This window comes from uncultured Roseibium sp. (assembly GCF_963675095.2).
GTDB lineage: Bacteria > Pseudomonadota > Alphaproteobacteria > Rhizobiales > Stappiaceae > Roseibium.
In genome coordinates, this window is the sequence record NZ_CAXXSJ010000032.1 from 28,421 (window position 1) to 53,202 (window position 24,782).

Annotated in this window: 22 protein-coding genes; 15 read left to right on the forward strand and 7 right to left on the reverse strand. The window is 61.6% G+C overall.

The window, feature by feature from the left end; all coding sequences use genetic code 11:
* Positions 1-2 precede the first annotated feature (2 nt).
* From ABIN98_RS12580 to ABIN98_RS12595, 4 genes are read left to right on the forward strand one after another with little or no spacing between them, the layout of a single operon-like run.
* Positions 3-629, forward strand: a complete 627-nt coding sequence (locus ABIN98_RS12580; protein ID WP_346910417.1) for an SCO family protein — start codon at positions 3-5, stop codon at positions 627-629.
* A 42-nt stretch (positions 630-671) separates the two neighbouring features.
* The gene (locus ABIN98_RS12585; protein WP_346910418.1) at positions 672-806 is read left to right on the forward strand and encodes a hypothetical protein; all 135 of its coding nucleotides are present in this window, start codon (positions 672-674) and stop codon (positions 804-806) included.
* 8 nt (positions 807-814) lie between these two features.
* Positions 815-1,573: a TlyA family RNA methyltransferase gene (locus ABIN98_RS12590; RefSeq protein ID WP_346910420.1), complete on the forward strand. Its 759-nt coding sequence runs from the start codon at positions 815-817 to the stop codon at positions 1,571-1,573.
* Positions 1,574-1,623: 50 nt separating this feature from the next.
* Positions 1,624-2,862 (forward strand): class I SAM-dependent RNA methyltransferase, encoded by a 1,239-nt coding sequence (locus ABIN98_RS12595; RefSeq protein ID WP_346910422.1) that lies wholly within the window; start codon positions 1,624-1,626, stop codon positions 2,860-2,862.
* A gap of 19 nt (positions 2,863-2,881) precedes the next feature.
* Here the strand turns inward: ABIN98_RS12595 and ABIN98_RS12600 are convergent, their stop codons facing one another.
* Positions 2,882-3,622 carry an SUMF1/EgtB/PvdO family nonheme iron enzyme gene (locus ABIN98_RS12600; protein ID WP_346910424.1) on the reverse strand — a complete coding sequence of 247 codons (741 nt, stop codon included), beginning with the start codon at positions 3,620-3,622 and terminating at the stop codon, positions 2,882-2,884.
* A gap of 355 nt (positions 3,623-3,977) precedes the next feature.
* On the opposite strand from ABIN98_RS12600, the gene ABIN98_RS12605 reads away from it, so the two are divergent.
* From ABIN98_RS12605 to ABIN98_RS12640, 8 genes are all read left to right on the forward strand, one after another.
* Positions 3,978-5,102, forward strand: a complete 1,125-nt coding sequence (locus tag ABIN98_RS12605; RefSeq protein WP_346910426.1) for a class I SAM-dependent methyltransferase — start codon at positions 3,978-3,980, stop codon at positions 5,100-5,102.
* A 28-nt stretch (positions 5,103-5,130) separates the two neighbouring features.
* The gene (locus tag ABIN98_RS12610; RefSeq protein WP_346910427.1) at positions 5,131-6,117 is read left to right on the forward strand and encodes an amidoligase family protein; all 987 of its coding nucleotides are present in this window, start codon (positions 5,131-5,133) and stop codon (positions 6,115-6,117) included.
* Entirely contained in the window at positions 6,114-6,788 is a 675-nt protein-coding gene (locus ABIN98_RS12615; RefSeq protein WP_346910429.1) for a type 1 glutamine amidotransferase, read from the forward strand. Before ABIN98_RS12610 ends, ABIN98_RS12615 begins: the two co-directional genes overlap by 4 nt.
* A gap of 87 nt (positions 6,789-6,875) precedes the next feature.
* Positions 6,876-8,195, forward strand: a complete 1,320-nt coding sequence (gene ribB / locus ABIN98_RS12620; RefSeq protein ID WP_346910431.1) for a 3,4-dihydroxy-2-butanone-4-phosphate synthase — start codon at positions 6,876-6,878, stop codon at positions 8,193-8,195.
* 263 nt (positions 8,196-8,458) lie between these two features.
* The gene (locus ABIN98_RS12625) at positions 8,459-9,658 is read left to right on the forward strand and encodes a multidrug effflux MFS transporter (RefSeq protein ID WP_346910433.1); all 1,200 of its coding nucleotides are present in this window, start codon (positions 8,459-8,461) and stop codon (positions 9,656-9,658) included.
* 200 nt (positions 9,659-9,858) lie between these two features.
* Entirely contained in the window at positions 9,859-10,413 is a 555-nt protein-coding gene (locus tag ABIN98_RS12630) for a hypothetical protein (RefSeq protein WP_346910434.1), read from the forward strand.
* A gap of 195 nt (positions 10,414-10,608) precedes the next feature.
* Positions 10,609-11,568, forward strand: a complete 960-nt coding sequence (locus ABIN98_RS12635; protein ID WP_346910436.1) for a TAXI family TRAP transporter solute-binding subunit — start codon at positions 10,609-10,611, stop codon at positions 11,566-11,568.
* A 65-nt stretch (positions 11,569-11,633) separates the two neighbouring features.
* Positions 11,634-13,436 (forward strand): TRAP transporter fused permease subunit, encoded by a 1,803-nt coding sequence (locus tag ABIN98_RS12640; protein ID WP_346910437.1) that lies wholly within the window; start codon positions 11,634-11,636, stop codon positions 13,434-13,436.
* On the opposite strand, the gene yghX is transcribed toward ABIN98_RS12640, so the two are convergent.
* Both yghX and aroC read right to left on the reverse strand, forming a co-directional pair.
* Positions 13,428-14,333, reverse strand: coding sequence for a YghX family hydrolase (gene yghX, locus ABIN98_RS12645; protein ID WP_346910438.1), 906 nt, complete (start codon positions 14,331-14,333; stop codon positions 13,428-13,430). The two genes, ABIN98_RS12640 and yghX, sit on opposite strands and share 9 nt — an antisense overlap.
* Positions 14,334-14,491: 158 nt before the next feature.
* Positions 14,492-15,577, reverse strand: coding sequence for a chorismate synthase (gene aroC / locus ABIN98_RS12650; RefSeq protein WP_346910440.1), 1,086 nt, complete (start codon positions 15,575-15,577; stop codon positions 14,492-14,494).
* Positions 15,578-15,960: 383 nt separating this feature from the next.
* On the opposite strand from aroC, the gene ABIN98_RS12655 reads away from it, so the two are divergent.
* A complete protein-coding gene (locus ABIN98_RS12655; RefSeq protein ID WP_346910442.1) occupies positions 15,961-18,183 on the forward strand; it encodes a bifunctional diguanylate cyclase/phosphodiesterase in 2,223 nt (740 codons plus the stop codon).
* A 19-nt stretch (positions 18,184-18,202) separates the two neighbouring features.
* On the opposite strand, the gene ABIN98_RS12660 is transcribed toward ABIN98_RS12655, so the two are convergent.
* A complete protein-coding gene (locus ABIN98_RS12660) occupies positions 18,203-18,826 on the reverse strand; it encodes a histidine phosphatase family protein (RefSeq protein WP_346910444.1) in 624 nt (207 codons plus the stop codon).
* A gap of 119 nt (positions 18,827-18,945) precedes the next feature.
* Positions 18,946-19,758 (reverse strand): enoyl-ACP reductase FabI, encoded by an 813-nt coding sequence (gene fabI / locus ABIN98_RS12665; RefSeq protein ID WP_346910445.1) that lies wholly within the window; start codon positions 19,756-19,758, stop codon positions 18,946-18,948.
* A gap of 168 nt (positions 19,759-19,926) precedes the next feature.
* On the opposite strand from fabI, the gene ABIN98_RS12670 reads away from it, so the two are divergent.
* Together ABIN98_RS12670 and ABIN98_RS12675 are read left to right on the forward strand one after the other, a co-directional pair.
* Entirely contained in the window at positions 19,927-21,339 is a 1,413-nt protein-coding gene (locus ABIN98_RS12670) for an FAD-binding oxidoreductase (protein WP_346910446.1), read from the forward strand.
* Positions 21,340-21,568: 229 nt separating this feature from the next.
* Positions 21,569-22,012 carry a glyoxalase superfamily protein gene (locus ABIN98_RS12675; RefSeq protein WP_346910448.1) on the forward strand — a complete coding sequence of 148 codons (444 nt, stop codon included), beginning with the start codon at positions 21,569-21,571 and terminating at the stop codon, positions 22,010-22,012.
* A 62-nt stretch (positions 22,013-22,074) separates the two neighbouring features.
* On the opposite strand, the gene ABIN98_RS12680 is transcribed toward ABIN98_RS12675, so the two are convergent.
* Together ABIN98_RS12680 and ABIN98_RS12685 are read right to left on the reverse strand one after the other, a co-directional pair.
* Positions 22,075-24,183, reverse strand: a complete 2,109-nt coding sequence (locus ABIN98_RS12680; RefSeq protein ID WP_346910450.1) for a VWA domain-containing protein — start codon at positions 24,181-24,183, stop codon at positions 22,075-22,077.
* A complete protein-coding gene (locus ABIN98_RS12685; RefSeq protein WP_346910451.1) occupies positions 24,180-24,713 on the reverse strand; it encodes a sigma-70 family RNA polymerase sigma factor in 534 nt (177 codons plus the stop codon). The genes ABIN98_RS12680 and ABIN98_RS12685 overlap by 4 nt, the downstream gene beginning before the upstream one ends.
* Between the last annotated feature and the right edge of the window lie 69 nt (positions 24,714-24,782).

Consider the following 24,782-nt stretch of genomic DNA (forward strand, 5'->3'; position numbering starts at 1 on the left):
TCATGTCTAAATTGAAAATTATCCGTATCGGGGCTTGGGCGGCGGTTGCCGCCCTTGCTGCCGCTGCCGGTGTGCTCGTCTATCAACAGGCAACCGGTTCCAAGAACACAGGGGCGCTGCTTGAGCCGCTGGCCGCCATCGGCGGGCCGTTCGAACTCGTCAATGGCAACGGTGAAACCGTGACCGACAAGGATTTCGCCGGCAAACCGCTCGCGATCTATTTCGGCTTCACCTTCTGCCCCGATGTCTGCCCGACGACGCTCACCGAGATGCAGGGCTGGATCGAGGCACTCGGCCCGGATGCGGACCGGATGAATTTCCTGTTCGTGACGGTCGATCCGGAGCGCGATACCCCGGATGTCATGCGCGACTATGTCGGCGCCTTCGACAAGCGGATCATTCCTCTGAGCGGCAGCGTCGACCAGGTCAGCGAAGTCGTGAAGGCCTACCGGGTCTACGCCAAGAAGGTGCCGCTTGACGATGGCGACTACACGATGGACCATTCGGCCGCCGTCTTCCTGATGAACGCGGACAACCGCTTCGTCGGCACGATTGCCTATGGCGAGGACGAGGAAAACGCGCTGAAGAAACTCCGTCGCCTGATCGAGAACGCCCCGAAGAGCAGCTAGGGCTTCTTTCCAGGTGCGGCGGACAGAACCGGAGTGAGTGCCTTGAACGCATCACTTTACAAGGGATTGGCTCTTGGAGCAGCCGTTCTGCTGGTCCTGTCCGGTTTTTTATGGCTGCGCTTCGGCGAGCGGATCTATTTCGACAGGATGATCTCCGCCATCGCCGGCTGCTTCTGATCTGGGCCATGAGTTCGAAAACGCGTCTTGACCAGCATCTCGTCGATATCGGGCTTTTTCCAAGCCGGGCCCGGGCGCGCGATGCGATCCTGCGGGGCACGGTGACCGTGAATGGCGCCGTTTGCGAAAAGCCGGCACAGAAGGTGGCAGGCGACGCTTCCGTTTCGGTTGCGGACCCCGCTGCGGGCTATGTTTCCCGTGCAGCCCTCAAGCTGATCGAGGGGCTGGATGTCTTCGGCGTCGATCCCAAGAACAGGATCTGTCTCGACATCGGCGCGTCGACCGGCGGGTTTACCCAGGTGCTGCTGGAACGCGGCGCACGCCGTGTCCATGCCATCGACGTCGGCCACGACCAGTTGCACGAGCGCTTGCGATCGGACCCGAGGGTCATTGCCCGCGACGGTCTCAATGCACGCGACCTGACCAGCGCCGACCTCAATGACGCCGATATTACCGGAGATTGGCCGAAGCTTCTGGTCTCAGACGTCAGCTTCATTTCCCTGAAACTCGCCCTGCCGCCTGCACTCGAGCTGGCAGCCCCCGAAGCGGAGGGCATCTTCCTCGTCAAGCCGCAGTTCGAGGCCGGGCGGGAAAACATCGGCAAGGGCGGGCTGGTCGACCCTGAGATCGCCGAAAGAACGGCGCATGAGCTGCAGGCCTGGCTCGACGGAGTTTCCGGCTGGCAGGCCTGCGGCCTGACCGCCTCGCCCGTCAAGGGCGGCGACGGCAACGCCGAGTGGCTGCTTTACGGCAAGAAGTCGGGATAGTCCGAGCCTTCGCAGTTGCACTGTCGCAGGAACGCGGCTATCGCTCGGCCATGAGCAAGGAAAACACCCAGCTTCTGATAACGGGCCTCGGTCATCGCGGTGACGGCATTGCGGAAACATCCGATGGCCCCGTCTTCGTCGCAGGCGCCCTACCCGGTGAAACGGTCTCCGCACAGGTCGCGGGCAGCCGGGCGAACCATATCCGGATCGAACAGGAAAGCCCTGAGCGGATCGCGCCGATCTGCCGGCACTTCGATGCCTGCGGCGGCTGCTCGGTTCAGCATCTGGCCTCCGGCGCCTATCTGGACTGGAAGCGCGCGCTTGTTGAAAAGGCCCTGTCCGACCGGGGCATCGACACCACTGTGGAGGCCGTCGTTCCAGGATCCCCCGGCACCCGCCGCCGCGCGGTCCTCACCGCTGTCCGGGCCGGGCGTCACGTACTGCTTGGCTATCATGAAAAGGCTAGCCACCGGCTGGTCGATATTCGCGAATGCCCGGTGCTTGTTCCCGAAATCGTCGCGGCCCTTCCCGGCCTCAAACGGCTCGCCGATCCGCTGATGCCGAAGAAGGGCGAGCTTCGGGCCACGGTCCTGTCGACGACCGCCGGTCTCGATGTGACCTTCGAGCAGGCCAACCGGAATTACGAACAGAAGATCGCGCACCTGTCCCAGCTTGCGGTCGAGCTGGATCTGGCGCGGCTGTCGGTCAACGGGGAAACCCTTCTGGAGGTGCGCCCGCCCGTGCTCGATATGGACGGCACGGCCGTGGTTCCGCCGCCCGGCGGCTTTACCCAGGCAACCCTTGCCGCCGAGACGGCGCTCTGTGAGCTGGTCATGGATGGCCAGGGCAAGCCGAAAAAGGTGGCGGACCTCTTTGCCGGCTCCGGCACATTTGCGCTCAGGATCGCGAAATCCGCCTCCGTTCATGCGGTTGAAGGCGATGCTGGGGCAATCAAGGCGCTGGAAAACGCCCTGCGCATCCCCAAAGGACTGAAGCAGGTGACGATGGAGCGGCGGGACCTGTTCCGGCGCCCGCTGATGGCGGAAGAGCTGAACGCCTTCGATGCGGTCGTCTTCGATCCGCCCCGTGCCGGCGCGCAGGCCCAGGCGGAACAACTGGCGCTGTCCGCCGTACCGCGGATCGCCGCCGTTTCCTGCAATCCGGCGACACTTGCCAGGGATCTCAGGCTCCTGATCGACGGCGGCTATACGCTTCAGACCGTCACGCCGGTGGACCAGTTCGTTTTCTCACCCCACATCGAGGTGGTCGCCACTTTGGTCAAAGGCTGAGAGAACGGGAGCTGTACGCTTACTCTTCGAGCAGCACTCGAAAACCGATCTGTTCCGACTTGTCGGTTCTCGGTTCATCCGTCCGGGTCAGGCCTTTGTCGTCCCAGCCGAGATTGGAGAAGCTGCCGCCGGCGGCCATTCTGCTCTCGCAATCTTCTTCCTTTTTGTTGATCGTTTTGCAGGTGGAGGTCCGCTCCTTCACGTTCCCGGTCGTGTCGAACAGTTTGTACTTGTTCGGAAGATAGGACCCTACCCTGGCCGGCCCGACGTTTAGATCATCGCATTTGACGAAGGCTGCTTTCTTTACAGAAGCATAGGATATGTCCACGACATTCGCGTACATGCAAATATCCTCCAGCTCATCGCCATAAAAGAACTTGTGGCGCGACCCCGCCTTGTTCGCGATCACCCACTCCTCGACAGAGGGCAACCGATATGTCTGGCCGCTTTTCCCGCTCAACCAATTCGTATAGGCGACCGCACCGACCCACGATACGAATGAGACAGGGTGCCGTTCGTAGCCTTTCGCGACCTGAATCCGGCCGCCTTTGAAGATCAACCGGCTTTTCGGGTTGTTCTTTTTTCCGTCGAACCAGGCGTCCTTGATTTCCTTCCGGCCTTTCAGGAGGTCGTTGAGGAAGTCCGCATATTCCTCATTGGTGACTTCGTATCTCCCGATCGCGAACTTGAGCTTTCCGGCTCCACCGGACGATCCGCTTTTCATGAAGTTCGAGAAGTCCGATTCCTTCACCCGGACCATCTCAGGACAGTCCTTACAGCTGACGAAGCTGACGACTTCCTCGGCCGCCGAGGCGGCATGGCACCAAAGTCCACCGAAGAGGAAAATGACTTTGAAGAAGAAGAACTTGAAAGAACGGGGAGCTCCAACACGACCAGTACCTGACTTCCGAAAAGGATTACCGAACATTCTCACTCCCAATGTGTTTCGACTGTCAGCGCCGTGATCACACGCCACGGTTATGCGCTGCGCTTTTTAAACTTTCTAGGCTAGCCGCCGTCATTTTCAAAAATAAAAATTGTTGTTTTCATTCGGAGAAATTCGATTTTTTCACCCTATATTGAGGTGGTCGCAAACCTCTCAAGGGAGTGAATCGATGAAGCCGGTCGGGACCAGGGAAACTGTTGAGACCTCCGGGCATGAGCGATCCGCACGGCCATCGCTTGGCAAGCTGGCCCGGCGGACCGGCTACATCCTGCGGCAGGGCAGCCGGATCGCGCTTTACACCGCCCATTCGGAAGCCATGCGCCGGGTCAACAATCGGCTGAAGACGGATCTTCCCGAAACACCGACGCCGGTTCCCGACGGGCCGGTGCCGTCCCAGCGGCGGATGCTGGCCGATATCGCAAAGCTTTTCGCCGCGGATCTGAAATCGGTGGAAGCGGGCGACTACCCTTCCCCGCGCGACGGCACCATGACCCCGCGCGAGTTGCTCAGGACCAGCCGGGCCTTTTTCGCCGATGTGCCCAGGGTCGCCGAGCGCCGGGCAACCGGCAGCCATCAGGAGGTCTTTGAGGAAAGCGACCGGTTCGGCAGGAACCTGCCGCGGTACTACCGGCAGAATTTCCATTTCCAGACGGACGGCTGGTTTTCCGAAGAAAGTGCAAGGCTTTACGATTTTCAGGTCGACGTCCTGTTTTCCGGGGCAACGGCGGCCATGCGCCGGCGTGCGCTCGTCCCCTTCGCCCGGATCCTTCGGGCCAAGGACCAGAGGAAGGTCGCCTACGCGGATCTCGCTTGCGGCACTGGTGGCCTCCTCAAGCCGGCCCTTGCCGCCTTTCCGCGCCTCAAAGGCGTCGGTGTGGACCTGTCCGAACCCTATCTCAACGTCGCCCGGGAGCGGATCGCCAGCCACAGGGCCTCTTTCGTCAATGCCATGGCGGAAAACCTACCCTTTGCCGACAACAGCCTGGACGTGGTTTCCTGCGTCTTTCTCTTTCACGAGCTTCCGCCCAAGGTGCGCCGGCAGGTGATTTCGGAGGTGGCGCGCGTGTTGAGGCCCGGCGGAAGCTTTCTGTTCGTCGACAGCCTGCAGGCCGGTGATGTTCCCGACTATGACGGGCTCTTGTCGCTCTTCCCGCAGCTCTTCCACGAACCTTACTTCACCTCCTATCTCAAGGAAGACCTGACAGGCTTGTTTCAAGATGCGGGACTGCGCGAACATGCCGTGGTGCCAGCCTTCGTTTCGCGAGTCGCCGAATTCGTCAAAGAGAAAGCCTGACCGCAAAACCATGATCCTGTCGGAAAAAATGATGTGGCCGCCGCACACGCTCGGTGCGGACGGAAATACGCGCCGGGTCGGCGTGGAGCTGGAATTCGCGGCCGTCAGCGCCCGGGATGGCGCCAAGCTTGTCCAGTCGCTCTACGGCGGCAGCATCGTAGAGGAAGACCCGCACCGGTTCTTCGTCAAAGACACCAGGTTCGGCGAGTTCGTCTGCGAACTCGACAGCCAATATGTCCATTCGGCCGCCGACGAGGACAAATTCGAAACGCTGACGGAGGGCGCGAAAGAGTTTCTGACCCGGTTCCGGGCCGAGTTCCGCAAGCTCCTGGGCGACATCTCGTCCTATGTCGTGCCCTGTGAGGTTGTCTGCCCGCCGATCGCCCTCGACGACCTGCCGGAAGTCGAAACACTCGTGACCGCCCTTCACGATGCGGGCGCGTCGAGCACGCGTTCCAGTCCGCTCTATGCCTTCGGGGCACAGCTCAATCCGGAGGTCGTGTCGACGGACGCAGGCTACCTGACGTCGATGCTGAAGGCCTATCTCCTCATGTCCGACTGGCTAAGGGCGGTCATCGACGTCGATCCCACCCGCCGGATCGCCGCCTTCGCGGACCCCTTTCCGCTCGCCTATGTCAACAAGGTGATCGCGCCAGATTACGCTCCGGACCTGCCCACGCTGATCGACGATTACCTGGAAGCCAATCCGACACGGAACCGGGAACTGGACATGCTGCCGCTATTCGCCCATATCGATGAGGCGCGGGTGCGGGCCGCCGTCAACGATCCACTGATCAAGACACGGCCGACCTTCCACTACCGCCTGCCCGATTCCCGCCTCGGCGAACCAGGCTGGGGCATTCTGCTGGAGTGGAACCGGTGGTGCCTGGTGGAAAAGCTTGCCGAGAGGCCGGACCTGCTCCGGGAAATGGGCGAAGCCTACCAGTATCATCACCAATGGCCCTTCAGCGGCACCTGGGCCGTGAAATCCAGCGAATGGCTGCTGCTGTCATGACCAGACCCCGGATTGGCGTCACCACATCGCGCGGCGGCGGACGGTACATGTGGTGGTTCTACTGGATGTCGCTGACGCTCTACGGCGCGGAGCCTGTGCGGCTGATCGCACCCGCGCGCCAGTACGACCTGACCGAATTCGACGGGTTCATCATCGGCGGCGGCGACGATATCAGCCCGGACCTTTATCTCGCCAACACGCCGCTTGATGCCCGCCTCGATCCGGAACGGGACCAGATGGAGCTGGAGATCCTCGAATATGCGGGTCCGCTGGATATGCCGGTGCTCGGCATCTGCCGCGGAGCACAGATGCTCAACGTCCATCGCGGCGGCTCGCTGCATCAGGATGTGCGGGCCGTCTTCGAAGGTGTGCCGAAGATGTGGACGCCGCTGCCGGCCAAGACGGTGCATTTCGTCAACGACAGCCGGCTTGCCCGGATCCACATGCGCGAGACCCTGCGGGTCAACAGCCTGCATAATCAGGCGATCGACCGGCTCGGCAACGGCATGAAGATCGTCGCCCGGGACGAATATGATGTGCCGCAGGCCATCGAGGATCCGGACGCCCATTTCGCCATGGGTGTCCAGTGGCACCCGGAGTTCCTGATCTACAGGCAAATTCACCGAAGGCTGTTCAAGGCCTTCCTGACCGCGGTCCGAGCTCAGGCTTGAGCCATCTTCACGCTACTTTTCAGTGATACTGAAATTTTTTCCGGAATCGGCTTGCGGCCGGCCCGTCCGGGCAGTACATGAACGGTCATGAGACTGGATCACTGGCTATCGCAGAACGGGGAAAGCCGCAGCGCCTTTGCGCGCCGCGCGAACCTGTCCGCCGCCTCGGTCACAGCGCTTTGCAATGATCCGAATGTCTGGGTGTCGCGCGACATGGCGCGCAAGATCGCCGAAGCCACCAACGGCGCGGTCACACCCAACGACTTTCTCGGCCTTTCTACAACCAAGGAGCATCCCGTGTCCCAGGCCCGTGTCGCAGAAGCCATCCGCGCGTTCGAGCGCGGCGAAATCGTGGTCGTCACCGACGACGACGATCGCGAAAACGAGGGCGATCTGATCGTTGCCGCATCCAAGGTGACACCGGAGCAGATGGCATTCGTCGTCCGCCATACCTCCGGCATCGTCTGCGCGCCCATGACGGTGGCCGCTGCCCGCCGGCTCCGGCTCGACCCGATGGTGGCGGAAAATGACGCACCGCTGGCAACCGCCTTCACCATCTCCGTCGACTACCGCCAGGGCCTGACGACCGGCATCTCCGCCGAGGAGCGCTGCTCCACGGTGCGCGCGCTCGCCAATTCGAATGTGGCGGCAGAAGATTTCGTGCGCCCCGGCCATATTTTCCCGCTGGTCGCCAAGGAAGGCGGGGTTCTGATGCGCTCCGGTCACACGGAAGCCGCCGTCGATCTGTGCCGTCTGGCCGGACTGACCGAAGTGGGCGTCATCAGCGAACTCGTCAATGACGACGGTACGGTCAAGCGCGGTGCCCAGGTGGCCGATTTCGCCGCCGAGCACGGCCTGAAAATGGTTTCCGTTTCCGACCTGATCGCCTGGCGCCAGCGCACCGAGCGGCTGGTGGAGCGCATCAACGAGCAGCCGGTCGACACCATCGTCGGCCCGGCCTATGCCATGACCTACTCAACCCCTTACGATCCGATGCACCATGTCGCCATTGTCTACGGCGACATTCTCGACGGCCGCAACGTGCCGGTCCGGCTGCAGCTGGAATCGGTGCTTGATGACGTCTTCGGCAAGAACCAGCCGCTCGACGCCACCATGAAGCATTTCGCCGAACGGGGCCGTGGCATCATCGTCTACCTGCGCGAGGGTTCGGTCGGCGTTGCCCGCCAGTCCACCCGTCCGCGCAGCGAACTCGAGGCGGCTGAAACCGAAGAGCACAGCTCGGCGCAGGCCCGCCAGGAACAATGGCGGGAAATCGGCCTCGGCGCGCAGATCCTCAAGGACCTGGGCGTCACGTCCATCCGCCTGCTCGCCTCCCGCGAACGGCACTATGTCGGCCTGGAAGGCTTCGACATCAAGATCGAAGAGACCGAGATCCTGGATCACTGATCCTGATACTGATCCGGGCTCCGCTCGGCCTCGTTTATCCCGGTACCGTTGCGACGGTACCGGTTCCTCCTGCCCCCGTTCTCCATGGCATTTCGGCCACACCGGGGACCAAATGACCGAGACGCGGGTTTCGGCCATTGTGCAGTGCCATATACGCCTTTAGTCTTAGATTTGTTCGGGCCGCGCTCCTGTTCCTCACGCTGCGCTCCGGGCCACCGGCATCTTTCCGGTTTCGTATTCCTAAATTTCCAGGACTTTGGACCATGTCCAGCGGTTTGTTTCGCTCTGCGATCGTGCTCGGCCTGATGTCGGCTGTCGGCCCTTTTTCGATCGATATCTATCTGCCTGCCCTGCCGGCCATCGGGGAGGCGCTTGACGCATCTGTCGCGGCCACGCAGATGACGCTGACCGTGTTTTTCCTGTCGTTCGGCGTCTCGCAGATGATCTACGGGCCGCTGTCCGACCAGGTCGGCCGGAAACTGCCGGTCTACATGGGCCTGACCATCTTCTGTCTCGGTTCGCTCGGTTGCGCCTTTGCGCCGACGATCGAATGGCTGATTGCCGCCCGGTTCGTTCAGGGCATCGGCGCGGCCGTGGTCATGGTCATCCCGCGCGCCATCGTTCGCGACCTGCACACCGGCTACGAGGCAACGCGGCTGATGGCGATGATCATGCTGGTCATCAGCGTCTCTCCCATGCTCGCCCCTCTGGCCGGCACCGGCCTCATCGCTCTCGGAGGCTGGCCGACGATCTTCCTGTTCCTGGCGGTGGCTGCCATTTGCAGCATCATCCTGGTCTCCACGACCTTGCCGGAAACGCTCGCGCCGGAGAACAGAACACCGGTGAATTTCAGGACGCTTGTCGCCGGCTCCCGGGAACTCCTGACGGATTCCAGGTTCATGGGCCTGACGCTGATCGGTGGCTGCGGCCTGGCGAGTTTCTTCGTCTTCATCGCCAGCGCAAGCTTCGTCTACACGCAACAGTACGGCTTGAGCCTACTGCAGTTCAGCCTGGCATTCGCAGTCAACGCCATCGGCTTCTTCTCCTCCTCCCAGTTCGCAGCCGGGCTGGGCGAGCGGTTCGGCATGGCCCGGATGATTGCCTGGGCGACAGCAGGCTTTTTCGTCATCGAACTGTGCCTGCTGGCGCTCACCGCCGCAGGCCTTGGATCGCTCCCGGTCCTGATCGCCTTCCTGTTTGCCGGCAACGCCTGTCTTGGCCTTGTCATTCCGACCACGATGGTGCTCGCGCTCGATCAGCACGGCCACATCGCCGGCCTGGCCTCGTCTCTTGGGGGAACCCTGCAGATGGTGATCGGCGGCCTGATGATCGCGGCTGCCAGCCCGTTCTTCGACGGCACGGCCCTGCCCATGGTCGCGACGATCGCGGTCTGCGCGGTGATGGCCTTCGCCATTTCCAGGATCCTGCGCGTCGGCGCGCCGGAAACCCACGGCGCCGTCTAATATTTTTTTGCACTATCGGCCTTCGGCCTACTTGAGTGCGGGGGTATTCTTGCACTACCGGCCTTTGGCCTGCTTGAGTGCGGGGGTATATCTTCCGCACTATCGGCCTGCGGCCTACTTGAGTGCGGGGACCTTTGACAACGCCGCCGAAGCACCTGAAAATTGCGAGACCTCAATCGGACAGCAGGCAGAAGCGGCTCATGAGTAAAACGGATTCCGATCCGTTCAGTGATCTGGAAAAACCGAAGGGCCCGTCTCCCTTCGCGATCGGCTTCAACCGGTCGAATGGCGACCCCATGGTCTACGGAGGTCTGTTCGTCGGCGCATTTCTTGTGATCGCCTCCATCGTCGCGGATATGCCGGAGCTGGCGCTGATCGCCCTTGCGCCGCTTGCCGTTGCCTTTTGGCATTATCCGATGCTTGACCGGCGCGTGCCGCAGCTCGGCGCCAATGCGGACGGGTTTTTCGTCGAACGGATCGGATTCATCGACTGGGCGTCCATCCGGAAACTCGAACTCCGCCGCACCGCGGTCCGCAACATTCAGCTTGCCTCGCTGGAAGTGTCGCTCACCAGGTCCCTGGCCGATGCGGTTACCGGCCCGCAGATTTTTCCCGTCTGGAAAAAGGTGATGATGCGGAACTGGTCGACCCGCCGCGAAGCCGACGGAACCGACACGCTCGTGATCCGACTGCACACGTTGTCCGCCGATCCGGAGCAGGTCCTGGCGCAACTCCGGACCTTCAGGAACGTTTAGTCCGTTCCCGCATATCCGGGAATGAAAACGGTCGCGTTTTCCAGATCGGACCGGTTGCATCCGAGATTGCATTGTGGCCTGTTGAGATTAATACAAATAAGAGCTGGCGCCGATCCGAATGGCCAGCCGCCATTTTACAAACGAAATCATAAGGCGAGACGGACCCCTGTCCCCTTCGCCGTTCAGGAGGAAACCATGCTCACCAAAACATTTCGACTGGGACTGGCCGCGCTCGCCGGCCTGGCAATGACGCTGCCGGCGTCCGCTGAGACACGTATCACCTATAAATCCGCCAAGACCGGCTCTTCCTATTACCAGATGGGAGTGGAGATCGCCGAAGCCATGAAGGCCGGCTCGAAAGGCGATATCATCGTCACTGTCGAGGAGAGCCAGGGTTCCGTGCAGAACGTCATGGAAACCCGCGCCCGCGGCGGCGATTACGTATTCACCACACCGCCCGCGCTCGTCGGCCTGGCCCAGGCCGGCAAGGCCATGTTCGAAGGCAAGACCAGCCCGAAATTCAACGATATCCGGGCCCTGTTCCCGATCCCGTCGCTGACGATGCATTTCGTTATGGCCAAAGACAGCGGCGTGACCGATTTTGCCGGGCTGGAAGGCAAGACGATCCTGCTCGGCAAGGGCTCTTTCGGTGCCAAGGAAGGGGAGAAATATCTCGGCCTGTTCGGCCTTGAAGGCAAAGTCAAGCTGGCCGAAGTGGAACTCTCCAATGCGGTCCCGGCGCTGAAGAACGGCCAGATCGACGGTTTCGTCACCGCCGGCTCATGGCCGGCACCGAACGTGGTCGAAGCGGCGGCCTCCACCAACGTCACCGTGCTGTCGCTGTCCGATGACCAGATCGCCGAGACCAAGCGCTCAAAGCTGGTCATTCCGGCCGGCACCTATGCTGGCCAGGACACAGACATCACGACCACGTCCCTTCCGGTGGTCGCCTACACGACCCTGGCAATGGACGACGACACGGCCTACCAGCTCACCAAGACCTTCTGGGATACCAAGGCCGCCATGGGCGAAACGAGCCGCTGGTGGAACGGGGTGGACCAGGGCCTGATGGCCACGATCACCGGCAAGATCCATCCCGGCGCCCTGCGCTACTACGAGGAAGCCGGCTTTCCGCTGACCGACGCGCAGAAGTAATCCGCCGTTCCCATCCGGTCCCCGGGCAGTCGTAACTGTCCGGGGATCGCCTTGCAGAGCCATTCATGCAAAGCCCTTCCCAATCCGCCGACCAACTTGTTCGGGTCGGCCGCCTCCTTTGCGCGACAGTCCTTGTCCTGTTTCACCTGGGGCTGATCTTTTCAGGCCTTGTGCCCAATCTGGTCAGCCGGCCGCTGCATCTGGCGCTCGCCCTGCCCTGGATCTTCCTGTTCGTTCCGGCCTCTCCGTTCCTGCGCGTGACCGGTTTGCTGTTTGCGCTTTTCGGGACCGGCGCCAGCTTGTGGGTCGCGGTAAACCACGAACGGCTGCTCGATCAATACGGGTTTCTGGAAGGCGATTTTCAGATCGTCATCGCCGTGGTTCTTCTGGCCACCGTTCTGGAAGCCGCCCGGCGCGCCATCAACTGGCCGTTGCCGATGGTGGCACTCCTTGCCCTCGCTTATGGCTTGTTCGGCCACTATATTCCCGGCGAGTTCGGCCATGCCGGCACGCCGCTTGAGAGTTTTCTCGGCACGCTCACCATCGCCGAAGGCGGAATCTGGGGAAGCCTTGCGGGCATCTCGGTGTCCGTCGTCGCCATCTTCGTGATCTTCGGCGCCGTGCTCAACGCCGGGGAAGCCGGCAAGGGCTTCATGAACGTGGCCGCCGCTGCGGCCGGCCGGCTCAACGGCGGCGCGGCCAAGGTGTCGATTATCTCCTCCGCCCTGTTCGGCTCCATTTCCGGGTCGGCTTCCGCCAATGTGGCCTCCACAGGCGCCATCACCCTGCCCGCCATGACCAAGCTCGGCTATCCGAAACGGCTCGCCGGGGCCGTCGAGGCGGTCGCCTCTTCCGGCGGCCAGATCATGCCCCCCCTCATGGGGGCGGGCGCCTTCGTGATGGTCGAGCTGACCGGCGTTCCCTACACCTCCATCATGGGTGCGGCGATCCTCCCCGCCCTGCTTTACTTCATCGCGGTCTGGATCGGCATCAACGCCCATGCCCGCACACTGGAACTCAAGGGCATCGACGCGGCCGACCGGCCGGACCTGAAGAATACGGTGATCACCACCGCCTTCTTCCTGGTTCCGTTCAGCGTTTTGATGTGGGGGATGTTTGCCGCCGGCTACACGCCGCAATACTCGGCAAGCCTGGCCATTCTCACCGGCTTCATCCTGCTTTTCATCGACGGAAGCCTGTCGGTGAACCTGAAGCAGGCATCGCTGCGCATCGAGGAAGCGCTGGTCACGGCGGCCCGTCAGGTGGCGATGATTGCATCGATCATCCTGTGCGCCTCGATCATCATCGGCGTCCTGTCCATTACCGGCCTTGGAGTGAAGATCACCTCGCTGATCCTGTCCGGTTCGGGAGGGCTTCTCTGGCCGTCGCTCCTGCTGACGGCGCTTGCCTGTCTTATCCTGGGCATGGAGGTGCCGACGACGGCAGCCTATGTCATCTGCGTGTCGGTCGCTGGACCCGCGCTGACCCAGCTTGGCCTCGCACCTCTGCAGTCCCATCTCTTCGTGTTCTGGTTCGCGCTTTTGTCGACAATCACGCCGCCGGTGTGCGGCGCCGTGTTCATTGCGGCCGGCATGGTGGGGGAGAACTGGCTGAAAGTGGCCATAACCTCGATGGGCCTTGGGGTCGGGCTCTATGTCATCCCGTTGGGCATGATCGCGAATCCTGCGCTGATCTCGCTATCGAGCGAACCGCTTGCGGCCCTCGTTGCCTTCGTCCAGATCGGCGTTGGTCTCGGACTGATCTCCTACGGGCTGATCGCCACCCGGTCCATAGCCAAGACAGCAGCCCTGCTTGGCGCAGGGCTGCTGGCGGTCTTCATCAGGCCGCTCGCGGACGCGCTATTTTAGGTACTCGTTGAAAAACGCGATCGTGCGTTCTTCTGCGAGCTTTGCCGTGGCCTCGTCGTAGCGCGGCGTGGTGTCGTTGTGGAACCCGTGGTTCACATCAGGATAGATGTGGGCGGTGTAGGTCTTGCCCGCCTTTTTCAGGGCTTCCTCATAGGCCGGCCAGCCGGCGTTGATGCGTTCGTCCAATGCGGCGTATTGCAGAAGCAGCGGCGCCTGGATGCTTGCAACATCTTCCGCCTTCGGCTGACGGCCGTAGAAGGGCACTCCGGCGGCCAGTTCCGGATAGGCGACCGCAATCGCATTGACCACCCCTCCGCCATAGCAGAAACCGACCGCGCCGACCTTGCCGGTGCAATCGTCCCGGCCGCGCAGATATTCGAAGCCGGCGAAGAAATCGTTCATCAGCTTGGTGCCATCGACGGTCTTCTGCAGTTCACGGCCCTTGTCGTCATTCCCGGGATAACCGCCGACCGACGTCAGTCCGTCGGGCGCCAGCGCCATGAAGCCTGCCTTACCCATGCGGCGCGCCACATCCTCGATATAGGGATTGAGGCCACGGTTCTCATGCACGACGAGGACGGCGGGCAGCTTGCCCGTGGCACCGGCCGGGCGGACCAGATAGCCGTTCACCTCGCCATGGCCGTTCGGCGAGGGATAGGTGATCCGCTCGGTTACGATCGACGCGTCATCGGGCGCCACCTGCTGGGCGAGCGCATAATTCGGCGAGAGCTGATCGAGCAGCATGGTAGCCGTCACCCCGGCAACGGCGAACTTGCCGGCGCCTTCCAGAAACGCGCGCTTGGTGATCTTTCCGTGCACGTAGAAATCGTAGAGTTCCAAAAGCTCCTGCGGAAAATCCTTCGCGGTTTTCCGCACAACCGGCGTTATATCATTCATGGCTTCCCTCCGAATAGACGGCAGATCACAGATCTGCTGCCGATAGTTTTAGGAAGCTCCCTCCGGCAATCCAGCTTCGCGGGGCCTGCAAATTGTAACAAGATGTAACCGAGGGCCGGATTCGGCGCCAGATCGCGAAAGTGTGATCGGAAACCGCTCTAACCGACCTGGCCGCGATGACGCAGGAAATGGTCGGCCAGCACGCAGGCCATCATGGCCTCGCCGACGGGTACCGCGCGGATGCCGACGCAAGGATCGTGACGGCCTTTGGTCATGACGTCGACTTCCTCGCCCTGACGGGTGACCGATTTGCGTTCGGTCAGGATCGAGGATGTCGGCTTGACGGCAAAGCGGGCGACGATCGGATCGCCGTTGGAAATGCCGCCCAGGATGCCGCCAGCGTTGTTGGACAGGAAAAACGGCTTGCCGTCATTGCCCATGCGCATCTCGTCGGCGTTCTCCTCGCCGGTCAGGGTCGCGGCTTCGAAGCCGTTGCCGATCTCCACGCCCTTCACCGCGTTGATCGACATGAGAGCCGCGGCGATTTCGGTGTCGAGCTTGCCGTAGATCGGGGCGCCCCAACCGGCCGGCACGCCCTCGGCAACCACCTCGATCACTGCACCGACAGAGGACCCGCTCTTGCGGATGCCGTCCAGATAGTCGGCCCAGAACTCCGCCGCCGCCTTGTCCGGACAGAAAAACGCATTGTTGTCGACCTCTCCCCAGTTCCAGTTGGACCGGTCGATCTTGTGCGGACCGACCTGCACCAGTGCGCCGCGGATGCTGACGCCGCTCAGGATCTTGCGCGCGATTGCGCCGGCGGCAACGCGCATGGCGGTTTCGCGCGCCGAAGACCGGCCGCCACCACGGTAGTCGCGAATGCCGTATTTCGCATCGTAGGTATAGTCGGCATGGCCCGGACGAAACCGGTCCTTGATTTCGGAATAATCCTTCGACCGCTGATCGGTGTTCTCAACCAGGAGGGAAATCGGCGTGCCGGTGGTCTTCTGCACACCGTCGTCATCGATCATCACCCCGGACAGGATCCGGACTTCATCCGGTTCGCGGCGCTGGGTCGTAAACCGCGACTGTCCCGGCTTGCGCTTGTCCATGAACCCCTGGATATCGGCCTCCGTCAAAGGCAGCAAAGGCGGGCAGCCGTCGACCACGCAGCCGATTGCAGGACCATGGCTTTCGCCCCAGGTCATGACGCGAAACAGATGACCGAAGATATTATGCGACATGTATTAAGCTTCCCAGCGCCGGTTCGGCAGCGGCCTTTAATCCAGAAGGTGTTGGCGCAAGCGATACGGCATGACGCCCGTGAGCTCAAGACCCGGCGTTGTGTTCCCGAAGCAATAGGCTTGGCAGCAAGACAAAGCCGGGGCGATTTTGGGAGACCTTCCGACCAAACAAGACAACGTAGCTACCGCGATTTCCGCAAGCGGTATTGGCAATAATCCCAAATAAAAACCGCTCGATAAATATTCTCTGTTTTAGCAACGTGTTTTGGATGCCGACTTTGCGAAATTTTAAACATCAAAGAACTACGATGTTTTTGTTTTCGCCGCGTATCGAGTGAGGCATCGTGAATATTCGCAGGTGGCTGACGGGCATTATTGTTTTTTTGCTTGCACCCAGTTTGCTGTTTGCAACGCTCTGGATCAAGAAGTCGCTGGATGACGTCCGAGCGGTCGATCATGGCCTGAACGGCCTTGCGATGATCCGTGACCTGGGACCGCTTATCCGGCACCGCATCGAGACCAACAAACCGTTGAATGTCCCGCAGAAGCTTGAATTTGCCGATCCCGATATCTTCACAGCAGACGAAACACAGCGCCTCCAGACGGCCTATGCGGCCTTCCTCAGCCAGACGTCCCGAAGCGAGGCCATTCGTGATGCGCGCCTGATCGTTCGCATGATCACGCAATCGGTGAAACTGTCGTCAATCACGCATTTCGAAACGGTCGAACTGACCGATCTTGTCGACAACACTCTTCTGACCGTGATCGTCGAAGCCAGCGAAATGATGAGCGCCGGCACGCGCGCAGCCGAAAAGCCAACGATCAACCTCTGGGACAAGATGTCGATCCCGGTGCAGGGCGGCCAGTTCAAATTCGCCGCCGATGAAGCCGCCAGAATAACCAGTTCGCATTTCGACCTCTTGCCGGATGACAAGGCCCGGGTGCTGAAGGAACTTGCTGCAGCCTATCGAGCGGCCAACAACAGGTTTCAGGAGGCCGGCGCCAAACTCCTGATGTCGACACATGATGCGACCCGGGGCAGCGAGATTGTCGTCGAACCGGCGCAAATGGCCGTTCAGAGCCTATTGAACAGTACGCTCACACTCTGGGAAGGGTCCATCGACTACCTCGCCATGGATCTTGAAGACCACCGGAACGCGACTGTGATCTCCGTCTATGTTGCCTGTGCAATCGGTGCCCTCGTCATCCTGGCCGCTTTCGGACTGGCTATTCTCTTCGGTCGCTCCATCGCGAACCGGACTCTCGAGGAGTTCCACAAGCTTGGCTATCACGACCCCCTGACCGGTCTTCCGAACCGGCGGGCGCTGAAGAAAACCATAGATGCAATTGCCCAGGCGGCGGAAGGCGGCGCCACCGGCCTGATCCAGATCGACTTGCGGCACTTCAAGGCGCTCAATCACCAGCACGGCGATCATGTCGGCGATGCCGCCCTGCGCACCACAGCCGAGATTCTGGTCGGGATCAGTGGCGACAGAGACTTTGTCGCCCGGACCGGTGGGACCGAATTCATGCTGCTGCGCCGGAACATCGGTTCGGCGGATCAGCTTTGCGAAATGGCACAAACCCTGACGAAGGCCATTGGACGCGAGCGGGACATTCATGGACACAAACTGCGCCTGGACAGTAGTATCGGCATTTCGATCACAGAGCCGGACATGGCACCGGGGGAGCAGCTCATCATCGATGCAGGGCTTGCCACCCGATCCGCCAAGAACAAGGGCTCGCTCGCCGTCTGCCTGTTCAAGCCGGAGATGCGCGACACGTTCGAAAAGAACGCCGAAATTGCCAAGGATCTGCAGATCGCCCTCTCAGAAGGATCGATCGTTCCCTGGTATCAGCCCCAGGTATCGGCCAGAACCGGCGACCTGGTGGGGGCCGAAGCCCTGGTCCGCTGGGTCGATCTGAAGAAAGGCGTCCGCTTTCCCGGGAGCTTTCTGCCTGCCGCCACCGAGGCCGGTTACATGGAGGCGATCGACCAGTCCGTGCGCCATCAGGCCATGCGGATGACGACCAGGCTTCTGCAACAAAGCCCGATCCCGTTTCACATCGGGCTGAACGTGTCGGCAAGCCTCTTGTCAGACCCCGCCTGCGTCGATCTCCTGCTGGAGGAAGTCGACACCGCCGGCCTGACCCCATCGCAGGTCAGCATCGAAATCCTCGAGGCCGTCATGATCGACGAATATGCCGCTGCTCCAATCCGTGCGAGTGTGGCCAGCCTGTCACGTCACGGTTTCCGCATCGAACTCGACGACTTCGGAACAGGCCATTCCAGCATCTCCAGCCTGCGCGATCTGCATGTGGACCGGGTCAAGATTGATCGCAGCTTCATCAGCGGGATCGATCTTGACCCCGGACTGCAGAAATTCACGCGCGCGCTGATCCAGCTTGCCCGCAGCCTGGACATCTCCGTTCTGGCAGAGGGTGTCGAGACCGAGAGTGAACGGGAGTGGCTTGCCGATAACGGCTGCGATGTCATCCAGGGTTTCCTGATCTCCAAGGCAATCCCGGAAGCGGACCTTCTGGCCAAGGCCAACCGATGGAATCCGGCTGTCGTCCAATTCCCGCGGCAGCAAAATTTCAATTAGAGCATTCTTCGCCCTGGTATCAGATTTCTTCCAGGCGTCCATCGCGCCAGATGAAAACGACGTCTTGCGGCACGGGCAGTTTCGGTACGCGCCGGCACTCCAGGCCTTCCAGCAGACCGCGCAGCACCCGGAACACACCGCCATGGGCAACGACGACGCTCGGCCGACCGATCGTCTGCAGCCAGCCGCCGATGCGCTTCGCCAGCATCTCGTAGCTCTCGCCGCCGCCGGGCGGCGCAAATCCCCATTTGTCGACCCGCCTCTGCTCGACAAGGTGCGGAACGCTTTCCGCGATCTCCTCCAGCGTGCTGCCTTCCCAAGAGCCGAAGGTCAGCTCCTTCAGCCGGTCTTCCAGGCGATAAGCCTCCGGCGCCAGACCCATTTCGGTTCGGGCAAGCTCCATGGTCATGCGGGTGCGGCCGAGCGGTGACGCCATGAAATCCAGGTCGGCCGGATCGATCCGCGCGTCTTCCAGAAACGATTTCAACCGATTGCCGTTCCGGCGGGCCTGTTCCCGACCCGTCGCGTTCAAGGGAATATCCTTCTGCCCCTGCATGCGGCCTTCCGCATTCCAGTCAGTCTGGCCGTGGCGAATAAAGATCAGAAGGTCCGGGTTGTGCAAACGAGGCAGGAGGGACGTCATGGGAGAAACCGACAGAGTGATCTGGGCGGCCCTTGTGTTCGGGTCGAAATGGCAAGAATGGAAGTCTATTCAAAGAAATGGCCGGAAACCCGGCCATTTCAAGAGCGCAATGATCCGTCCTAGACGACCGAAATATCGGGCGCGTCGACCGCTTTCATCCCGACGATATTGTAGCCGCAATCGACGTGCTGAATCTCTCCGGTCACGCCACGGCTCATGTCCGAAAGCAGGAACAGGGCGCTGTCGCCGACTTCCTCGATCGTGACCGTCCGGCGCAGAGGCGAGTTGTACTCGTTCCACTTCAGGATATAGCGGAAATCGCCGATGCCCGAGGCGGCCAGGGTCTTGATCGGACCGGCTGAAATCGCGTTGACGCGAATGTTCTTCGGACCGAGGTCCATGGCCAGGTAACGGACGCTGGTTTCCAGAGCCGCCTTGGCAACGCCCATGACGTTGTAATGCGGCATGACCTTTTCCGCGCCGTAATAGGTCAGCGTCAGGATCGAACCGCCGTCGGTCATCAGCTTTTCCGCGCGCTGGGTCACGGCGGTCAGCGAATAACAGGAGATGTCCATGGTGCGGGTAAAATTCGCCGACGTGGTATCCACGAACCGGCCGGTCAGTTCTTCCTTGTCTGAAAACGCGATGGCGTGAACGACGAAGTCGATCTTGCCCCATTTGTCTTCCAGGACCTTGAAGACGGTATCGATGGTTTCGGCCTCGGTCACATCGCAATGACCGACCACGAAAGCACCGAGCTGTTCGGCGAGAGGCTCCACGCGCTTCTTCAAGGCATCGCCCTGATAGGTCAGGGCCAGTTCCGCGCCCGCGTCGCTGAGGGACTTGGCAATGCCCCATGCAATCGACTTGTTGTTCGCCAGGCCCATGATCAGTCCGCGTTTGCCGCTCATAAGTCCGCGCGTTTCCGCCATCGTCATCTCCAGAAGGATTCCCTTAACCACCCGAGAGGGCAGCTTCCTATGGCATACCCCCCCTGTTCCTTCAAGCCGGACCCTGTGGAATGAACGGTCGACGCGCGCGATCCAACCAACTATGTTGCCGGCCGAATTCACCCTTACCAAAGACGAGGATCCGCGCTCATGGAGCGAAACTCCCATGCCGACCGTTTTGCCGAGATCATTGGTGCCGGCAACGTTCTGACCACCCCGGAAGACAAGGCGCCGTTCCTGGTCGAACAGCGCGACCTGTACCGGGGCACAGCGCCCATCGTGCTGCGGCCGGGCTCGACGGAGGAAGTCAGCGCGGTCCTGACCTATGCCTACGAGAACGGCCTGAAGATCGTTCCGCAGGGCGGCAATACGGGGCTCGTCGGCGGTCAAATTCCTACGGAAACCGGTGATGAAATCGTGCTTTGCCTCGGCCGGATGAACAAGGTCCGCAACGTCGATCCGGACGGCTTCACCATTACCGTGGATGCCGGTGTCGTGCTGGAGACGCTGCAGAACGAAGCCGAAAAGGTCGACCGCCTGTTCCCCTTGTCGCTCGGCGCCCAGGGTTCCTGCCAGATCGGCGGCAACATTTCCACCAATGCCGGCGGCACCGCCGTGCTCGCCTACGGCAACACCCGGGACCTCGTCCTGGGGCTGGAAGTGGTGCTTCCGAACGGCGACATATGGAACGGTCTGCGCACCCTGCGCAAGGACAACACCGGTTATGATTTGAAACAATTGTTTATCGGCGCGGAAGGGACGCTCGGCGTCATCACGGCAGCCTCGCTCAAACTTTTCCCCAAGCCGAAGAAGCTGGAAGTGGCCTTCATCGGGCTGGCCAGCCCGCATGAAGCGCTGAAGCTGTTTTCCATCACCAAGGCGCAGGCGGGACCGGTCCTGACCGGCTTTGAAATCCTGCCGCGCATCGGGGTCGAATTCTGCCTTGCCCACCTGGACGGTGCTCGCGATCCGCTGGAAGGCACCCATGACTGGTACGTTCTGATGGAACTGTCCAGCGGCTCGGAAGCCTTTCCGGTACGCGACCTGATGGAATCGATCCTCGGAGAAGCCTTCGAGGCCGGCCTCGTGGAAGATGCCGCCTTTGCCCAGAGCCTGTCCCAGGTGAAGGACTTCTGGCACATTCGCCACGGCATGTCGGAGGTGCAGAAGCACGAGGGCGGCTCGATCAAGCACGACGTCTCCGTTCCCGTCGCCTCGATCCCCGCGTTCCTGGACAAGGCCATGGCTGCCGTGAGGGAGTTCGTCCCCGGCTGCCGTCCGGTTCCCTTCGGCCACCTCGGCGACGGCAACATCCACTTCAACGTCAGCCAGCCGCTCGGCATGGACAAGGAAGAGTATCTTTCCAAGTGGGACGCGATGAACACCATCGTCCACGGGATCGTCCATGACTTCCACGGATCGATTTCGGCCGAACACGGCATCGGGCGTCTGAAGCGCGACCTTTTGAAGGGTGTGAAGAGCGAGCTGGAACTCGACCTGATGCAGCGGGTCAAGGCGGCCTTCGACCCCAAGGACCTGCTCAATCCGGGCCGGGTTCTCTAAGCGACACTGATGCGAACTGGCGTCCGGCATTGACAAAAGCCGGGCGCCTTCCTATCTGGGCATCCGGGCAGAAGGTCCCGGCCGCTCGCGGGTGAAAACCTCTGGTGAAACCTTCCCGGCAGAGAATTCGTTTTCGAATGCCTGCCGGCCTCGATCAGCCTTTGCATGTTCCTGCAGGCCGATGGCAATGCGAGCCCCGTCGAATGCGCCTGTGACGACATGAAAGGCGTTGGCAATGTCCCTACCGACCATATCCGAGCTCAAGGCTCAGGCGAAAAGACTGCGTACGGCTGTTCCCGTGGTGGATGGCAAACCGCTCGGCCACGGCCAGGCACTGGAGCTGGTTGCCCGGCAATACGGCTACCGCGACTGGAACACCCTGCACGCGGCGGCCGGAAACGGGCCGAAGGTGCTGCTGTCGCTCGGCGACCGGGTGAGCGGCGAGTATCTGCATCAGCCGTTTACCGGCGAAGTCATCGGCGTGGCGGCTGTCGGTGCCCACGGGCACCTGCGGGTGACCATCCGCTTCGACGAGCCGGTGGATGTGGTGAGTTTCGACAGTTTCTCCGCCTACCGGACCCGCGTGACCGCGACGGTGGATGAATACGGCGTCACCGCCGCCAAGACCTCCGACGGCGTCCCGCATATGCGTGTTCGCCGTCTGGCGAGCTAGTCCGCGCACAGAAAGCCCCTGCCCTTTCCAGGGACAGGGGCTTTCCTTTTCTGCTTCTTCTCTTACTTCTTCAGCGGTTCCATCGCCCCGGCGCTCTTGGCGAGACGAACCAGTTCGAGGAAGGATCCGCGGTAATTGTAGGGATCATTCCCGCGAGCCGAGGCTGCCAGGGCAAGCACGTCGTCCAGGCTGTAGCTGCCGGTATACTTGCCGCCCTTCAGGATTTCGCCGAAGCCTGCCACCGCAGCCGCGAACCGCGTGTCGTTCGAAGCCTCAGAGATCTCCGCCTTGACCGCATCCGCGCCGATTGGTGTGGTGATCAGCTTGCTCACGTCCTCATCCGGCAGCTTGTAGCGGATCTTCAGGAACGCGATCTCGCCCGTCTTATACCCTGTAACCGTCTTGTCTCCTGTGTCGGACTTGGCTTCCGTCTGGTAGCGCAAGGGCTCGATCAGGGCGCCGGTCGCCGATGAAGGGCGGAATTCGTAAAGCGCCGTCACCGTGTGGCCCGCGCCGATATCGCCGGCATCGACCTTGTCGTTGTTGAAGTCCTCACGCTGCAGCGTGCGGGTCTCATAACCGATCAGGCGGTATTCGCTGACCTCGGCCGGGTTGAACTCGACCTGGAACTTCACGTCCTTCGCGATCGGGAACAGGGTGGAACTTGCCTCGTCGACCAGCACCTTGCGCGCCTCGCTCAGCGTATCGATGTAGCTCGCGTTGCCATTGCCGTTCTGCGCCAGTTCCTGCATCAGAAGGTCGTTGTAGTTGCCGCGTCCGAACCCCAGCACGGACAGGGTCACGCCGGTCTCGCGCTTGCGCTCGACGAAGTCCTTCAGCTGCTCCGGATCGCTGATGCCGACATTGAAATCACCATCGGTTGCCAGGATCACCCGGTTGATGCCGGTCTTGTCGATGTGTTCTCCGGCAAGCTGATAGGCCTGGCGGATACCTTCGCCACCCGCGGTGCTCCCGCCGGCCGACAGGTTGTCGAGCGCCGCGAAAATCTTTCCGGTCTCGGAAACCTTCGTCGGCTCCAGCACCGTTCCCGCGCTGCCCGCATAGGTCACGATGGAGACCACATCGTCGGGCCTGAGATTGGACACCAGCATCCGGAAGGCCTGGCGCAGCAGCGGCAGCTTGTCCGGCGCGTTCATCGACCCGGAGGTATCGATCAGGAACACCAGATTGGCTTTAGGCGCTTCCGCCCGTTCGATCTCGTAGCCCTTGATCCCGATCCGCATCAGACGGGTTTCAGCATTCCACGGCGTGGGCATGATGGAGACATCCGCCTTGAACGGCTGGCTCCGGTCCGCGGGCACCGGATAATCGTAGTCGAAGTAGTTCACCATCTCTTCGATCCGGACCGCATCCTTGGGCGGCAGGACGCCCCTGTTCAGAGAACCGCGGACGAAGGCATAAGAGGCGGTGTCGACATCGGCGGAGAAGGTCGAGACCGGATCATCGGCGACCCGTTTCACCGGATTGTCGGGCACGTTGGAAAAACGGTCGCGGCCCTGGTCCTGATAGCCGGGGGTCGAATCGTCCGTGCCGGCCAGATTGCTGTATGGGACTAGACCGCCGACGGATTGTGGCGCGCGCGTCTGTGCCATCGTGCGCGTCCGTCCGTCGGCCATTCTTTTGGCCGCCATCGATGGAGCCGCGGCCATCGGCGCGATTGCGCCTGACGCCGGAGCAGGCGCCGGTTCCGCGGCAACATCATAGCTGACTTCGGGGCTGGACTGTTCTTCAACCACAGGCGCCGGCGCTTCCGGCTTCGCTGAATTCAGGCTCAGCAATCCGCCTCCGGCCGGTGCCGCCTGCTCCCGATCTCCGTGCTGTGGAGGCAGGCCGGGAAGGTTCTGGGAATTCAGATTGACGACGAGAACGAGGGCGGCGAGGCTCACGCCGCCGGCCAGAATGTAGGAAAGTCTTGAACGGGTCATGGTCATGGAAAATCTCCTCAAGATCCGAGCCGAAATTTCACTGGCTCTTGTCTTGAGACGATCCTCAGCCGCCGATCCTTGGTCGGCCGCAACATTTTTTTCCTGCTCAAGCTCCTCGAACTGAAGCATCGCCGCGTGGATCGCGGCATGGCGTGCCTCAGGATCCGGGTCGCTTGCCCGTTCCTGGCGGAAGGCCGCCTTCAGTTTTTCCAACTCGTCCGTCATGCGTCTGCTTTCGCGATGGATTTGAGTTTGTCTTTCAGTTTCGACATGCGCCAGGAGATCGTGGATTCCTTGACCGACAGGATTTCCGCGGCTTCCGCATGGGTTCGCTCTTCCGCCAACACCAGGATCGCGGTTTCGCGAAGATCGCCGCCGATCCGGTCCAGCGTCTCATAAAGCCAGGCGGTCTGGTCATCGTCCTCCTCGCGGCCGTCCCGTTCCAGGTTGGCGAGTTCCTCGTAGCCGTCGGTGGCGCGGTTCGCGGACGCCTTGCGCCGGTGCATGTCCCGGGCCGCGTTGAGGACGACCCGGTAAAGCCAGGTCGTGAACTTCGCCTCGCGGCGATAACTCTGCAGCCGTTTGGGCAGGGACGCGCAGATATCCTGCGCCAGATCTTCCGCGTCCTCGCGCAGGCCGGTGAGACGAAAGGCCAGCCGGTAGACCCGGTCATAATGGCGTTCGAGCAGGCAGCGGAACGCGCCCGCGTTGCCTGCGGCGGCTAGTTCTGCCAGATCCTCGTCGTTCGCCTGCATGTCCATCTTGATAGATTAGACGAAACGGCATGGCCGATCCTTGGCGGTCGGATGATTTTTTTAGAATAG

What these genes read in the sequence shown, in the direction of transcription:
- ABIN98_RS12580 (WP_346910417.1), top strand. Translation starts at nt 3, where the DNA reads ATGTCTAAATTGAAAATTATCCGTATCGGGGCTTGGGCGGCGGTTGCC.
- ABIN98_RS12590 (WP_346910420.1), top strand. Translation starts at nt 815, where the DNA reads ATGAGTTCGAAAACGCGTCTTGACCAGCATCTCGTCGATATCGGGCTT.
- ABIN98_RS12595 (WP_346910422.1), top strand. Translation starts at nt 1,624, where the DNA reads ATGAGCAAGGAAAACACCCAGCTTCTGATAACGGGCCTCGGTCATCGC.
- ABIN98_RS12600 (WP_346910424.1), bottom strand. Translation starts at nt 3,622, where the DNA reads ATGGTCCGGGTGAAGGAATCGGACTTCTCGAACTTCATGAAAAGCGGA.
- ABIN98_RS12605 (WP_346910426.1), top strand. Translation starts at nt 3,978, where the DNA reads ATGAAGCCGGTCGGGACCAGGGAAACTGTTGAGACCTCCGGGCATGAG.
- ABIN98_RS12610 (WP_346910427.1), top strand. Translation starts at nt 5,131, where the DNA reads ATGATGTGGCCGCCGCACACGCTCGGTGCGGACGGAAATACGCGCCGG.
- ABIN98_RS12615 (WP_346910429.1), top strand. Translation starts at nt 6,114, where the DNA reads ATGACCAGACCCCGGATTGGCGTCACCACATCGCGCGGCGGCGGACGG.
- ribB (WP_346910431.1), top strand. Translation starts at nt 6,876, where the DNA reads ATGAGACTGGATCACTGGCTATCGCAGAACGGGGAAAGCCGCAGCGCC.
- ABIN98_RS12625 (WP_346910433.1), top strand. Translation starts at nt 8,459, where the DNA reads ATGTCCAGCGGTTTGTTTCGCTCTGCGATCGTGCTCGGCCTGATGTCG.
- ABIN98_RS12630 (WP_346910434.1), top strand. Translation starts at nt 9,859, where the DNA reads ATGAGTAAAACGGATTCCGATCCGTTCAGTGATCTGGAAAAACCGAAG.
- ABIN98_RS12635 (WP_346910436.1), top strand. Translation starts at nt 10,609, where the DNA reads ATGCTCACCAAAACATTTCGACTGGGACTGGCCGCGCTCGCCGGCCTG.
- ABIN98_RS12640 (WP_346910437.1), top strand. Translation starts at nt 11,634, where the DNA reads ATGCAAAGCCCTTCCCAATCCGCCGACCAACTTGTTCGGGTCGGCCGC.
- yghX (WP_346910438.1), bottom strand. Translation starts at nt 14,333, where the DNA reads ATGAATGATATAACGCCGGTTGTGCGGAAAACCGCGAAGGATTTTCCG.
- aroC (WP_346910440.1), bottom strand. Translation starts at nt 15,577, where the DNA reads ATGTCGCATAATATCTTCGGTCATCTGTTTCGCGTCATGACCTGGGGC.
- ABIN98_RS12660 (WP_346910444.1), bottom strand. Translation starts at nt 18,826, where the DNA reads ATGACGTCCCTCCTGCCTCGTTTGCACAACCCGGACCTTCTGATCTTT.
- fabI (WP_346910445.1), bottom strand. Translation starts at nt 19,758, where the DNA reads ATGGCGGAAACGCGCGGACTTATGAGCGGCAAACGCGGACTGATCATG.
- ABIN98_RS12670 (WP_346910446.1), top strand. Translation starts at nt 19,927, where the DNA reads ATGGAGCGAAACTCCCATGCCGACCGTTTTGCCGAGATCATTGGTGCC.
- ABIN98_RS12680 (WP_346910450.1), bottom strand. Translation starts at nt 24,183, where the DNA reads ATGACGGACGAGTTGGAAAAACTGAAGGCGGCCTTCCGCCAGGAACGG.
- ABIN98_RS12685 (WP_346910451.1), bottom strand. Translation starts at nt 24,713, where the DNA reads ATGCAGGCGAACGACGAGGATCTGGCAGAACTAGCCGCCGCAGGCAAC.